At 39.1% G+C, this 14448-nt stretch carries 13 protein-coding genes; 3 read left to right on the forward strand and 10 right to left on the reverse strand.

The features are described from left to right. Nucleotides 1-19: 19 nt before the first annotated feature. Complete coding sequence (locus QUE35_RS04625; RefSeq protein ID WP_022602843.1) at nucleotides 20-1129, reverse strand: lysylphosphatidylglycerol synthase transmembrane domain-containing protein; 1110 nt, start codon at nucleotides 1127-1129, stop codon at nucleotides 20-22. Between the two features lie 72 nt (nucleotides 1130-1201). On the opposite strand from QUE35_RS04625, the gene rsmA reads away from it, so the two are divergent. Beyond that, entirely contained in the window at nucleotides 1202-1990 is a 789-nt protein-coding gene (gene rsmA, locus QUE35_RS04630; protein WP_009316627.1) for a 16S rRNA (adenine(1518)-N(6)/adenine(1519)-N(6))-dimethyltransferase RsmA, read from the forward strand. 12 nt (nucleotides 1991-2002) lie between these two features. Next, nucleotides 2003-3352, forward strand: coding sequence for a magnesium transporter (mgtE, locus tag QUE35_RS04635; protein WP_009316626.1), 1350 nt, complete (start codon nucleotides 2003-2005; stop codon nucleotides 3350-3352). Nucleotides 3353-3424: 72 nt separating this feature from the next. Here the strand turns inward: mgtE and hcp are convergent, their stop codons facing one another. From hcp to ispE, 7 genes are all read right to left on the reverse strand, one after another. Next, a complete protein-coding gene (gene hcp / locus QUE35_RS04640; RefSeq protein WP_009316625.1) occupies nucleotides 3425-5071 on the reverse strand; it encodes a hydroxylamine reductase in 1647 nt (548 codons plus the stop codon). A gap of 410 nt (nucleotides 5072-5481) precedes the next feature. Then, nucleotides 5482-6372: a glycosyltransferase family 2 protein gene (locus QUE35_RS04645; protein ID WP_022602840.1), complete on the reverse strand. Its 891-nt coding sequence runs from the start codon at nucleotides 6370-6372 to the stop codon at nucleotides 5482-5484. Between the two features lie 54 nt (nucleotides 6373-6426). Beyond that, the gene (locus tag QUE35_RS04650) at nucleotides 6427-7368 is read right to left on the reverse strand and encodes a tRNA-dihydrouridine synthase family protein (protein WP_009316623.1); all 942 of its coding nucleotides are present in this window, start codon (nucleotides 7366-7368) and stop codon (nucleotides 6427-6429) included. A 79-nt stretch (nucleotides 7369-7447) separates the two neighbouring features. Further along, complete coding sequence (dnaJ, locus tag QUE35_RS04655; protein WP_009316622.1) at nucleotides 7448-8605, reverse strand: molecular chaperone DnaJ; 1158 nt, start codon at nucleotides 8603-8605, stop codon at nucleotides 7448-7450. 15 nt (nucleotides 8606-8620) lie between these two features. Continuing rightward, entirely contained in the window at nucleotides 8621-9232 is a 612-nt protein-coding gene (locus QUE35_RS04660; protein ID WP_022602838.1) for a nucleotide exchange factor GrpE, read from the reverse strand. A gap of 176 nt (nucleotides 9233-9408) precedes the next feature. Beyond that, nucleotides 9409-9894 carry a ferritin gene (locus tag QUE35_RS04665; protein ID WP_009316620.1) on the reverse strand — a complete coding sequence of 162 codons (486 nt, stop codon included), beginning with the start codon at nucleotides 9892-9894 and terminating at the stop codon, nucleotides 9409-9411. A gap of 70 nt (nucleotides 9895-9964) precedes the next feature. Continuing rightward, nucleotides 9965-10789, reverse strand: coding sequence for a 4-(cytidine 5'-diphospho)-2-C-methyl-D-erythritol kinase (gene ispE, locus QUE35_RS04670; protein ID WP_022602836.1), 825 nt, complete (start codon nucleotides 10787-10789; stop codon nucleotides 9965-9967). A 150-nt stretch (nucleotides 10790-10939) separates the two neighbouring features. Between ispE and dnaB the strand changes: the two genes are divergently transcribed. Further along, nucleotides 10940-12469 (forward strand): replicative DNA helicase, encoded by a 1530-nt coding sequence (gene dnaB, locus QUE35_RS04675; RefSeq protein WP_009316618.1) that lies wholly within the window; start codon nucleotides 10940-10942, stop codon nucleotides 12467-12469. A 117-nt stretch (nucleotides 12470-12586) separates the two neighbouring features. Here dnaB and QUE35_RS04680 read toward each other — a convergent pair whose 3' ends face one another. Then, nucleotides 12587-13030, reverse strand: a complete 444-nt coding sequence (locus QUE35_RS04680; protein ID WP_009316617.1) for a methylglyoxal synthase — start codon at nucleotides 13028-13030, stop codon at nucleotides 12587-12589. Between the two features lie 94 nt (nucleotides 13031-13124). Continuing rightward, entirely contained in the window at nucleotides 13125-14405 is a 1281-nt protein-coding gene (locus QUE35_RS04685) for a M16 family metallopeptidase (RefSeq protein ID WP_022602834.1), read from the reverse strand. Between the last annotated feature and the right edge of the window lie 43 nt (nucleotides 14406-14448).

Below are 14448 nucleotides of genomic sequence, written 5' to 3' on the forward strand. Positions count from 1 at the left end.
AATTTATCTGTTTTTACAGTTAATAATTATCATTTTCCCGCCTCGATCCGACAAAATCCGCCAATCCGGCACTTCGGTCTTTTTTTTTCTCTAACGAAACAGAAAACAGAGTATAAATTCCTAATAATATGATCAATAACATTTGAGATCCATGTGCAACCAAAGCAAACGCTCCGGCAATATTTTCTCCTATACCATATATAGAAAGTGCCGCAATAATAGCCAAGTGCCATGGGCCGACACCTCCCTGTACCGGAATTCCCATACTGAGGCTTCCCATAACAAATAACGTCATAGCTGCCAAAACTCCTAAATGCTGCATCGAACCGAAAGCAAAAAAACATACATAAAGTTCCAAAAAATAACAGAACCATATCGCAACGGTATATAGCAAAAACATCGTTACTTGTTTCATCCGCAATATCGTACGAAAACCATACCATAGATTCTTCACAATGCTTTTTACCTTCGCTACCCATCTATTTTCGGTTTTCTTTGTAAAAAGCCAAATCAAAAATCCGACCATCACAAGCAGGCAGATATACAGCCAAGGTGTTGTAATCATCCGCCAGAGGGTTTCCTCAATTGTAGGAAACTTTCGTAAAAAGTCCCGGAAAACCTTCATCTGCAAGAAAAATGTTATAACAGTAAGAAAAACCAATGTTAACGTATCGCACAAACGTTCGGATATAATAGACCCCAAAACCTGCGTAAAAGACATTTTTTCCCGACGCGCCAAATAAGTACAACGCCACACTTCCCCTACACGAGGAATCAACAAATTCATGGCATACATACCGAAAACAGCGTTTGTCAGAGCTTTTACCGAAGGATCTACTCCTAAGGTCTTTAACTGCAACTTCCAACGCAATGCTCTGAATATATGACTCATCAACCCGATAATCATAGAAAGAGCGATCCAAAAGTAATTAATTTCAGATTGTAAAATGACTCCGATCTGGTGCATGTCCAAATGACTGTACAGATACCAAAAAAGAGCCGCTCCGCATAATAACGGAATAAAAAACTTCAATATACTGCCGAGTAATTTCTTCAACTTATCGGGATAAAAAAATATTATTGTACCTTTGTGTATTGCAAAGATAGATTTTATCCATAAAAGAAACATCTCTTTACCGGATTTAATTAAAATCTCTTTGCAAATTATACATTGATTAACGATCCTGCTACCTGAATTTTTATGACAGACTCGGTAAAACCTAAAAAATTTTTAGGACAACATTTTTTGAAAGACCTCGATATAGCCCGCCGAATAGCAGATACCGTAGGCGATTATAAGGATATTCCTATTCTCGAAATAGGTCCGGGAATGGGAGTATTGACCCAATACCTGATACAAAACAATCATGACCTCACTGTAGTAGAGTTAGATTCAGAATCTGTCAGATATTTGAGTGAACATTTTCCCCAATTAAACGGCAGAATATTGGAACAAGACTTTTTAAAATTGGATCTAACAAATCTTTTCACGGGAAAATTTTGTGTTATCGGAAACTATCCTTATAACATATCGAGCCAGATATTTTTCAAGGTTCTCGATTATAAAAACCAAATTCCATGTTGCAGCGGAATGATTCAGAAAGAGGTAGCAGAACGTATAGCTTCTAAGCCCGGATGTAAAGCTTACGGAATATTGAGTGTACTTATGCAGGCTTGGTACGATATAGAATATCTGTTTACCGTTCCCGAACACGTCTTCAACCCTCCTCCAAAAGTCAAATCTGCCGTAATAAAAATGACCCGAAATAAAACAGAACGGCTGGGATGTAACGAGAAATTATTCAAAACCATAGTGAAAACAGGCTTTAATCAAAGAAGAAAAACGCTTCGGAATTCACTTAGACAACTATTAGGCAAAAAATGCGAATTACTGGAAGATCCCGTTTTCGACAAACGCCCTGAACAGCTTTCGGTAAAGCAATTTATCGACCTTACCAACCAAATAGAAAAGTTTATTCCTCAACCTTAAGCTTAATTTATTATGGAACAATTTTCAGAAGAATATATCAAGGAAGTACGAGATATTATTAAAAATAACGATACAGAAAAAGCCAAAGAACTGTTAAAAGGTCTGCATCCCGCCGATATTGCGGAACTTTATCAGGCTTTGGATCTAGATGAAGCAGAATTCATCTATATGCTTCTCGATAGCGAGAAAGCAGCAGATGTATTGATCGAATTAGATGAAGATGATCGTAAAAAATTATTGAAACATCTTCCCAATGAGGTCATAGCTAAACAATTTATAGACCACTTGGACACGGACGATGCTGTCGATCTGATCCGTGAAATGGATGAAGAGGCTCAGGAAGAAATCTTATCCCATATCGATGATGTGGAACAGGCCGGAGATATTGTCGATTTATTGAAATACGACGAAGATACCGCCGGGGGACTTATGGGTACGGAGATGGTTGTCGTAAATGAGAATTGGAGTATGCCCGAATGTCTGAAAGAGATGCGCATCCAAGCAGAAGAGATGGACGAAATATATTATGTATATGTTGTCGATGATGATGAACGGCTAAAAGGTGTTTTTCCTCTAAAAAAGATGATAACCAACCCATCGGTATCGAAGATCAAACACGTCATGAAAAAAGATCCGGTATCGGTAAAAACAGACACTCCTATCGAAGAAGTCGCACAGGTATTCGAGAAATATGACCTTGTCGCCGTTCCCGTAATAGACAGTATCGGGCGGTTAGTAGGACGCATTACGGTCGATGATGTCATGGACGAAGTCCGCGAACAAGCAGAAAGGGAATACCAGTTGGCATCCGGTATCTCCCAAGACGTAGAGACTACCGACACCATTTATACACAAACTTCTGCCCGGCTTCCGTGGCTATTGATAGGTATGTTCGGAGGACTTACCAATTCGATTATTCTCGGAAATTTCGAAACCGGATTTATTACAAACCCTGCAATGGCCCTTTTTATCCCCCTTATCGGAGGGACTGGCGGAAATGTCGGGATACAATCTTCCGCTATCGTAGTACAAGGTCTGGCAAACGGATCATTGGCATTACACAATGCAGGGAAACAGATACTGAAAGAATTGGCCGTCGCTTTAATCAATGCCAGCATGATTTCTCTTCTTGTATTCGGATACAACTGGTTTCGTATGGGTATTGATGCTGTCACCATAGCCGTATCTTTATCTCTTTTTTCCGTAGTCATATTCGCTTCAATTTTCGGAACGATAGTACCTATCACTTTAGAAAAATTCAAAATAGATCCGGCTATTGCAACCGGTCCGTTTATCACCATCACAAACGATATTATAGGAATGCTCATTTATATGAGTATTTGCGCTACCCTTGCTGCCTGAAAATTAAATTCAAATCCCCTTATTTGCCTCTTTCCAATTCAGGCAGATAAGGGGAACACAATACAAACTACGTTACGCACGAATCCAACGTTTCATATCTTCCTCCACCGAAGAAATTGTCGTTATTCCGAATTTTTCAACTAAAACTTTCAGGACATTCGGTGAAAAGAAAGCCGGAAAAGTCGGTCCAAGATGAATATTTTTTATTCCGAGACTCAACAATGCCAACAATACGATAACAGCCTTCTGTTCATACCATGCAATATTATAAACAATTGGTAAATCATTTATATTTTTCAATCCCAAAGCATCACGTAAAGCAAGAGCTATAACCACTAAAGAATAGCTGTCGTTACATTGACCGGCATCCAATACACGAGGTATACCATTTATATCACCCAAAGACAATTTATTATAACGATATTTAGCACACCCGGCAGTAAGTATAACATCGTCTTTAGGCAATGCTTCCGCAAAATTCGTATAATATTCACGTGACTTCATACGTCCGTCACACCCTGCCATTACGACAAATTTTTTAATTGCCCCAGACTTGACTGCATCGACAATCTTATCGGCCAATGCCAATACCTGATGATGGGCAAAACCTCCGATTATCTCACCATGTTCTATCTCTACAGGAGGCTGGCACTGTTTTGCATGAGCGATCAGTGCCGAAAAGTCTTTTTTTCCGCCTTTCTGACGATTCGGAATATGTTTTGCACCCGGCAATCCGGCAGAACCGGTAGTATAAATGCGATCGGCATAAGTCGCACTTTTCAATGGAGGTACAATACAGTTGGTCGTAAAAAGAAATACACCGTTAAATGTCTCGAATTCTTCTTTTTGACGCCACCATGAATTTCCGTAATTACCGACAAAATGCTTATATTTCTTAAAAGCCGGATAATAATGTGCAGGCAACATTTCACTATGAGTATAAACATCCACACCCTGACCGTCCGTCTGCTCGAGCAACTCTTCAAAATCTTTCAGATCATGTCCGCTTACCAAAATCCCCGGGCGTTTACCTACTCCGATATTAACTTTCGTAATTTCAGGATTTCCATAAGAAGAGGTATTCGCCTTATCAAGAAGAGCCATAGCCTTCACCCCGCACTCTCCGACATTCAACACCAAAGAAACAAGCTCCTCGGCAGAAATATCCGAGCGAGATATTTCTGCAAGGGCATTTTCTATCATCGCATATATGTCATGATCCTCAAATCCGAGATTTAAAGCATGTTCTGTATAAGCTGCCGCACCCTTCACTCCATAAATTACCATTTGTTTCAAAGAGCGCAAATCTTCGTTCGGCTCACTCAATACACCCACTTCAGCAGCTTCAGCAAGATAATTCTCTTCAGAAACAAAATAAGCGACTTCAGGCATATCCGGTAAAGCGATATTCCGCTTTTTGGCTGTTCCAACAAGAATGTTTTTTATTTCAAACGCTTTTTTTATCCGTACTATTATAGCCTCATCATCAAAATTAGCATTGGTTATCGTACAAAACAAAGCATCCAAAACAAAATGGTCTATTTCGTTATCTGCCGTGCCTTTCTCACGTAAAGTCCGGTTCACGATAGCTATTCCCCTGACAGCATACAACAACACATCCATATAAGCTGCTGTTTGAGGGTCTTTACCGCAAACACCCTTTACCGTGCACCCTGTGCCCCGAGCAGTTTCCTGACATTGAAAACAAAACATATTCATAATTTTCTGTATTTAATAGGTTAGCTTAAAACCATTTTTCATATTTCACTTCATCCCGTAAAGAAAGAACAATCAAATTCTAAAGAATGTTTACGGGAACTCTATCTTTTGCTGTTTGCGCAATAGCCAATATAATACTTAGAGATTGTTTAAGAGCCTGGCTAAATTTTCCAATAAAAAAGTAAATTAGAAGGAAATCAACTGAAACAAATACACGAACTCTACAGAATTTGATATTACACATGAATATGTCCGGTATTACTTGCCTTACGCTGTCTTGTACCCTCAGTCAAATAACAGAAACAGGAAATAATGCATCCTCAAAATAAACATTTTCAAAAATGATAAGGACAAACTCTTTACTTGTATTCAAAGTATCTGATTTTTTCTAAAAAAACAGAAAATACGCATCAAACTTTCCTTTCAGAATGCAGTACTGAACAAAAATAAGCGAGTTTATAAAAGTCGAATAGAAACATGGATGGATAACGACTATTCAAATTACGCTCTATAATAGGCTTTAAAGCGCTTCCTAAAACACGAATTACCCCGGTCATTCGCATTTTTTTGAGTTTTTCATAAGTAGCAATAAGTCGTATATTTTGGGCATCTTTTTCCGAAAGAAGATTCATATAAATCAAAAAAAGATTTTTCAGACTATTTTTTGTTTTCTCAAGAAACTCCTTATTCGTATTTAATCCTTGATGCAATAAAGGGTTATCTACATACAAAACTGCAATATTATTTTTCATCAATTCTATTCCGAAAAGAGTATCCTCATGTCCATAATTCCATATTTTTCCATCAAAACGAACTTTTTCGAATATATTTTTCTCAATGAAAAAATTACCTGAAAGAAACGCTCTTTTGTTTCCTTTAATTTTCGACTCTCGTTTCATCCCATATGCCCAATGTAGAAATCTATCCCTTGATAAATCTTCTTTTCGACAATATATATGCCCACCGCACATCACCTGAGCATTCCCAATCTGATCAAGATAATTTTTCAAATAAGAGTCCGATACGACTTGCATATCGCAATCCATAAAAACAAGATATAGATAATGAGCTTCATCTGCCAAAAGATTCCGTATAGCTGAACGGCCTATATTCTTTCCCAATTCACGATATACGACATGAGGCAAGTTTTTTACTTCCCTGTTCTCTTCCAAAAAAAGAGATGATCCATCGTCAAATGCTAAAATCTCATATTCAACGTCCAAATTCTCTGCTTGGGCAGACAAAGAATTGATCAACCTGCGACAGTCATAATTATATATCGGAATCAATACAGATAGCATAACAATAAATCTTTTCTTCGGGAAAAGTAGAAAAATAAAATCAAATAAACAATCCTATTTCTTCAATATTTCCTGTACATAACTCCGATAAGCATCCAAGTTACGAGATTTAAGAATACATTTTCTTAATTTTCTGTCCATATCAGGGCATAAATATTCCCACAAAGTTTTCATCTTTGCCAAAACTTGATGATCTCCTCCCTGATAATGAGACGAATAATATTGTAACAAGGCGTTGTGGAAACAATATAAACGTTCTCTAAATTCACTATCCGGCAATTTAGTACCCGATTTATACGTCAAAGCTAATGATGGATCGGTCAATAAACCTCTTCCCAACATGACACCGGCAAGATGAGGATAATCTGCAATAATACACTCTATATCTTCCAAAGTTACCAGATCACCATTATAAATCAACGGAACAGGACAAAGTTCATAAAAACGGGAAAAAGTTTTCAGATCGGTTTTTCCTTTATATTGTTGAATCCCTAAACGGGGATGCAAAACCACTCGTGAAACCGGATATTTTTCCAACAAAGGTAATAAGCGAAAAATTTCATCTGCACTCTCCCATCCTAATCTCGCCTTAATGGAAAAGTCGATAGCAGGAAACTCCAAAAATACTTTAAGAAGGGCTTCTACTTCTTCCGGAAACGGCAATATACCCGAACCTTTATGGCGTTTTACCAAAAGAGGAAACGGACATCCCAAATTAAGATCTGCTCTTGTATAACCTTGTTTTTCAAATAAACATAGTATAGAACGTAATTCTTCCGGAATGGAAGCTATAACCTGAGGAACAAGAATCGGCACAGAATTCCGCAAAGGATCAATATCCGAAATATCTCTATTCCGAAATTTATTTCCATTCTCTAAACGAACAAAGGGAGTATAATAAACATCTACTCCACCGAAATAAGTGTGAAAATAATTTCGATAAGGAGCATCGGTATAACCTTGTAGAGGAGCAAAATAGACGGGACAATCTACCATAAGTATTTTCACAAAAATACGGCATCTACACAAATAATCGCAGATGCCGTATTGCTATTTTCAATTCACATTACCACTATCAATCAAACATGTGTTTCAGCTTGCTGAATATACGATCTTTTACAGACTTGGAAGGAGTAAAGTTAGAAGCACCTTTCATTTTCTCTATTTCCTGTCTTTCCGATGTAGTCAGACTCTCCGGCACATATACCGAAACATTCACCAACAAATCTCCTACACCGTAACGATTAATAGAGGGCAAACCTTTTCCTCTCAGCCTCAATACCTTTCCGGGCTGAGTTCCGGGTTCTATCTTGACTTTCGCCTTGCCATCTATCGTAGGAACTTCAAGAGACCCTCCTAAAGCCGCTGTCGGGAAATCAAGAAGAGCATTGTATATCAGATCATTTTCATCACGTAACAATTCCGGATGCGGTTCTTCCTCTATCACGATCAGCAAATCACCGTTTACACCCCCGTGACGGGCAGCATTTCCTTTTCCGCTCATCGAAAGCTGCATTCCTTCAGCTACCCCTGCCGGAATATTCAATGTAATAACCTCATCTTCCTTTAAGATGCCTTCTCCGTTACAAACATTACATTTTTTTGTTATAATGCGACCTTCCCCTCCACACGTGGGACATGTAGTCGTCGATTGCATCGCACCTAAAAATGTTTGTTGTACCTGAGTAACGACACCGCTCCCGTTACAAGTAGAACATGTCGTGTAAGCTGTACCGTTCTCAGCTCCTGTTCCGTGACATGCCTTACATCCGACATATTTTTTTACTTTTATTTTCTTCTCGACTCCGGTAGATATTTCTTTTAATGTAAGTTTTACTTTTACCCGAAGATCTGATCCCCGGTTAACGTGACGCCGTGTTCGGCCACTGCTACCGCCACCGAAACCGCTGAATCCGCCGAATCCGCCACCGAAAATATCTCCGAAATGAGAAAATATATCTTCCATAGACATTCCTCCGGCACTGAATCCGCCACCACCGGCCGCACCGTTCAACCCTTCGTGTCCGAACTGATCATAACGACTTCGCTTATCGGGATTGCTCAATACTTCATAAGCCTCGGCTGCTTCTTTAAACTTCTCTTCAGCTTCCTTATCGCCGGGGTTCTTATCCGGGTGATACTGTATAGCTTTCTTACGATATGCTTTTTTTATCTCCTCGTCTGTTGCATTTTTGGCAACATCCAGCACTTCATAATAATCTCGCTTAGCCATTTCTTACCCTTTCAATTATTCACCGACAACAACCTTGGCAAAGCGAATCACTTTGTCATTCATCGTATATCCTTTTTGTACACAATCGATTACCTTGCCTTTCATCTCAGGACTCGGAGCAGGGAATGTCGTTACAGCCTCATGATATTCTGTATTGAAATCTTCATCTTTGGCCGGAATTTCTTTTATACCATGTTGATCAAGGAAAGTTTTGAACTTATTATATATCAAAGTCATACCTTCTTTAACCGCTTCGACATCCGCGCTTTCGTTAATAGCAAGTAAACCACGTTCGAAATCATCGACTAACGGCAATATCCGTTTCAAACAATCCTCACCACCGCTTTTGATAAGATCAGCTTTTTCACGAAGAGTTCTTTTTCTATAATTCTCAAAATCGGCCATCAACAACAACTTATCCTTATTAAGTTGTTCGATTTGCGCCTTCAGCTCTTCTATTTCTGCTGTCAAACTGGCAGCATCTGATGCTGCATCTTCTGCCTCCGGAAGATTTTCATCTGCTACATTCTCCGGAACTTCAGAAGTTTCAACAGCAGCCTCTTCGGTCGATTGAGTACCTGACTTCTCATCATGTATCTCATTCTTTTTGTTCTTTTTATCACTCATAGCTATCTATATTTTTCTTTTCTTATCAAATTTTACCGAAGCATTCAGAGACATGACTCTACAAATTATCATCATCCGACAAAATACCTCACCTCTTGTTCAACAAAAATGCTGCCAAATAGGAATCGGCAGCATTTTTGTCACCTCTGCGAGGTTGTTTTGTCAGTCTTTATATTTTAATATTTTTTAATAAGTTCTAAATCCATCATATAATATCCGTTTTCGTTCGTCATTCGCTTTAGATAGGCAATAATCTGAGAAATCTCGGCTTCTTCTTTCACTTGATTTAACACAAACCAATCCAATACAGCCCGCGTAGCTCTATCTCTTTCGTCACAAACAACATCAAGCAAAGTATCGAAAGTATCTGTAATCCGCATTAGGTGTACCAAAACCTGTTCAAAAGATTCTACTGGATCACCAAAATCAGAAGGGATATCCACTATATCTTGCAATTCGACCTTTCCACCTTGTTCTATCACATAATCCATAAGTCTCAAAGCATGCCGATGTTCTTCTTGATGCTGATATTTCATTCGTGCGGCAAACCCGGGATAACCGTTCTCTGCAAAATGAAGGGATATGGCTAAAAAGAAATGAGCCGACCATATTTCGGCATTAATTTGAGCATTTAGCGCTTCTTCTACCCGTTTCTTCAACATAATAACATTATATAAGTTCTCCGAAATTCTTCTTTGACCTTATAACAGTTTAGCGGGCAAATCGTTCACATCAATACCGGCACTCTCCTTGCCAGACAAAACTTCCGGGAAAAAGATCGTCCGGCAACTCCGGCAAATTACTGAACAGGCCATAAACCGAAGAACCCGATCCAGACATTGATGCATAAACAGCACCGATATCATATAATCGGGATTTTATCTCCGCAATTTCCGGATAATGGGAAAATACGCTTTTTTCGAAATCATTTGTCATAAGATTTTTCCACTCTTCCACAGGTTTCTTTACGATCTCGGACAACGGCACTTTCGGTTGCTCGGGCTTCACCAAAGAATAAGCTTTTGCCGTAGGAATCATAATATCGGGCTTGACAAGCACCAGATAATAATTTTTTAAAGTAAGAGAAACCGGCGTGAATTCATTCCCTATACCTGTAGCCAATACCGGCCTATTCAAAAGAAAAAAAGGACAGTCTGCCCCTAAACGAGCGGCTAAAGACAATAGCATCTCTTCCGAAACGGGCAACTTATACTTGTCTTTTAAAAGACGGAGCATAAATGCAGCATCCGATGATCCGCCTCCCAGACCTGCACCGAAAGGAATCACCTTATGCAAATAAATATCTACGGCAGGTAAATCAAAGCTTGCTTTCAATAAATCATAAGCCCGAATTATCAAATTTTTATTCGGTTCTCCGTCTATTTGTAAACCCGAAATATGCAAACAAGCATCCGTTTTTCCGGGTAAATCGACAACTTCCAATGCGTCTTCCAACGGAATAGGGTAAAATATCGTCTCAAGATTATGATAATTATCCGGACGTTTTGCGACAATATTCAGTCCGAGATTTATTTTTGCATTCGGAAATGTAATCATAGCTTAACAAGATTTATTTGCAAAAATACAGATTATTTATCCACATTTCGATAAAGATAGAGAAGAATAATCCGTTAATAAGATTCTATTTCTTAATTTTGTCAGGCTAAAAAGTTTATCTACGTTTGCAATACATCTTCAATATTACTTATGGAACAGAAACGCAATTATCGATCTGCAAAAAATAATTTACCGTCTATCACCGACTTAGGGAAACTTCAACCTCAGGCAAAAGAGCTCGAAGAAGCGGTATTGGGCGCTCTTATGCTCGAAAAAGACGCTTATTCTATCGTCAGCGATATTTTAAAACCGGAGTGTTTTTATGAGCATACTCACCAACTTATTTATTCGGCTATCGTAGATCTGGCACTCAGACAGCAACCTATCGATATGCTTACCGTTACCGAACAACTCCGGCGGAGAGGCGAATTGGAAGAAGTCGGTGGAGAATATACGATAACCGTACTTACCGGTCGGGTGGCTTCTGCCGCAAATATAGAATTCCATGCCCGCATTATCGCACAAAAATATCTTGCCCGCGAATTGATCCGCTTTTCCAGTGAAATACAAACGAAAGCTTTCGATGAGACAAATGATGTCGATGACCTGATGCAGGAAGCCGAAGGCAAATTATTTGAAATATCCCAACGAAATGTAAAAAAAGATGTCACTCAAATCAATCCGGTTATTAAAGAAGCGCTCAACATTCTGGAAATCGCATCGAACCGAAAAGACGGACTAAGCGGATTGCAATCGGGATTTCATGATTTGGATAAAATGACATCGGGCTGGCAAAATTCGGATTTGGTTATCATCGCCGCTCGTCCTGCAATGGGAAAGACCGCATTCGTTCTGTCCATGGCAAAGAATATGGCCATCAATTATAATACGCCGGTAGCTATCTTTTCTCTTGAAATGTCTAATGTACAATTAGTTAACCGATTGATTGTAAATACGTGCGAAATTACCGGAGAGAAAATAAAAAGCGGACAATTAGCACCATACGAATGGGAACAATTAATGGCAAAAATCAAGGACCTCTACGATGCACCTATATATATAGACGATACTCCGAGTTTATCGGTATTCGAACTTCGTACCAAAGCACGAAGACTCGTCAGAGAACACAATATAAAGATGATCATTATCGACTACTTGCAGCTTATGAATGCCAGTGGCATGAATTTCGGAAGCCGTGAACAAGAAGTAAGTACGATCTCCCGGTCATTAAAAGGATTGGCGAAAGAACTGAATATTCCTATCATCGCTCTTTCCCAGTTGAATCGTGGTGTAGAAACCCGACAAGGCGACGGAAAACGTCCCCAATTGGCCGACCTGCGTGAATCGGGTGCAATCGAACAGGATGCCGATATGGTGTGTTTTATCCACCGTCCGGAATATTATAAAATAACCGAAGACGAAAAAGGAAATTCCCTGATCGGACTTGCAGAAATAATCATAGCCAAGCACCGTAACGGTGCTGTAGGCGATGTGCGATTACGTTTCAAAGGAGAATATGCAAGATTCCAAAATCTTAACGACGATACTGAGATATACGGAACATTCGGATCAGGGATGAACAGCGGAAAAACATTTTCTTCCGCTCCTATTCCTTCTCATACTTCTTCTAATGCTGCAGAAGATTTTTTGCAACAACAAAATAATGATGTTCCGTTCTAAAAATCTATTTCCCGAACAATATTGCAATTCCGAATAAAATTTCAAATAGGTGAAATAAAATAAGAATAGCGAGGGAGGAAAAGATCTTTTCCTCCCTCGCTATTCTTATTTTCCGAATTATCTTTTAAAATACACATATTTCGGCTCAGTAGGCACATAATCGTCATTGTCCCATAGCGTACTCGTAATCATTAAATCGGCACTATAACGGTTACAAGCAATAGGTACATTATGAACCCGACACTGACGAAGCAGCATCTGAATGTCCGCTTCATGCGGTTGGGGATTCAAATCATCGATCAGAAAAACAGCCAGATTTATCTGATGCTTTACTACCATCGCCGCAATCTCCGCATCTCCACCGAGAGGTCCGGAATTCATGCAGGTTATATCTGCCTTTATCCCATGTTCATCAAACGCTTTTTTAATCAAACTTCCGGTAGTACCGGTACATACCAGATGATGTTTGGAAAGCAATTCGGCGTTATGCACCGCCCATTCGACCAAATCGGCCTTACGATTATCATGAGCAACCAATGCAATAGTCAATGTTTTATTCATAATCAACACCTTTTTAGTTAATAACAAAGATAATGAATAATTTGTTATTCTATCATTTCAGTAACACGAATCTGATAGAATAAATAACTCTTTATTACATCTGACCGGCAACCGAAGTATAAAATTTATCTCTGACAAAATATTTGCAAGCAACCTCTTGTAGTTCCTCTGCCGTTATAGACTGAACCATCATAAATTGTCGGTCATAATATTCAAAATCGAGTTGATTCGCAATCAAAGAAATATAAGCATCACAAATAGAAAACGGACCGTCGAAAATACGAGCTAACTCTCCCGACAGATAACTTTTTACCATTTTCAGTTCTTCTTCAGGCACTTTTTCTTCCCGTAACCTCTCTATTTCATTGAATACCTCTTCTATCAGAGGCTGTACATATTCCGTACCGGTCTGCGTCGACACAGAAAGGTAAGCATCTTCTTTCAGCCCGATTACAGAAGATGATATTCCGTAAGTAAAACCTTTATCTTCGCGAATATTCAACATAAGACGACTTCCGAAATATCCACCTAATACAGTATTCAGAATTCTGAGCTTCATATAATCGGGATGAGTTCGGCTGATTACCGGCATACCGATTCTCACAGCCGACTGCAAAGCTCCGGGTTTCTCAAAATACCTGAAATGTTCTTTTGAACGGACAATCGGATAATTCTTTTGCTCGGATTTTATCACCGGAGATTCCCTCTTTTGCCCGAAACAATCGGAAACTCTATCAATCATAGACTCCGTAACTTTCCCCGAAATAACGATCTTGCAATGTTCAGGACAATAAAAGTCTCTATGATATATCTTCAAATCTTCTATGGTCAAACGATCGTAGTCCTCAACTTCTACCGGACGGCCATAAGGATGATCTTTCCCGAATAATTGTCCGAAAAATTCCCGATTTACTAAAGTCTGCACCTTTTCTTGTTCAACCAATAATCTTTGTTTACTCCGTTCTATATATGTCCTAAATTCTTTCTCCGGAAACATAGGTTCATAAATGACAGACTCAAGTATAGGCAACACTTCACCGAAACTCCGGTTCAGCGAATAGAGTGTCATATATGAATTGTGATAAGATACGGAACTTTGCAACCATGCTCCGTAAAAATCGAGTTTTTCTGCAATATCCACAGATGTCAGTCCCCTACAACCTTCCCTCAACATAGCATTAGCAGCTTCTGCAGCTAACGGAACATTCTGTTCATATCGTCCGGCATTAAACATTATATCGATACGGTTCACTTCCTGATCTCCCATATCGATCACGTATAACGGCACTCCATTCGGAAGAATACGGCAATCTGCCTTAGGCAACGTTAACAAATCGAAGTCATGTATTTCCGGCTCTGTTTTCCGGTCAAGCATATTTATAATCTCCTATAATAAATCATTTTTATTTTTCAGATAA

Source organism: Coprobacter fastidiosus, from assembly GCF_030296935.1.
Lineage (GTDB): Bacteria > Bacteroidota > Bacteroidia > Bacteroidales > Coprobacteraceae > Coprobacter > Coprobacter fastidiosus.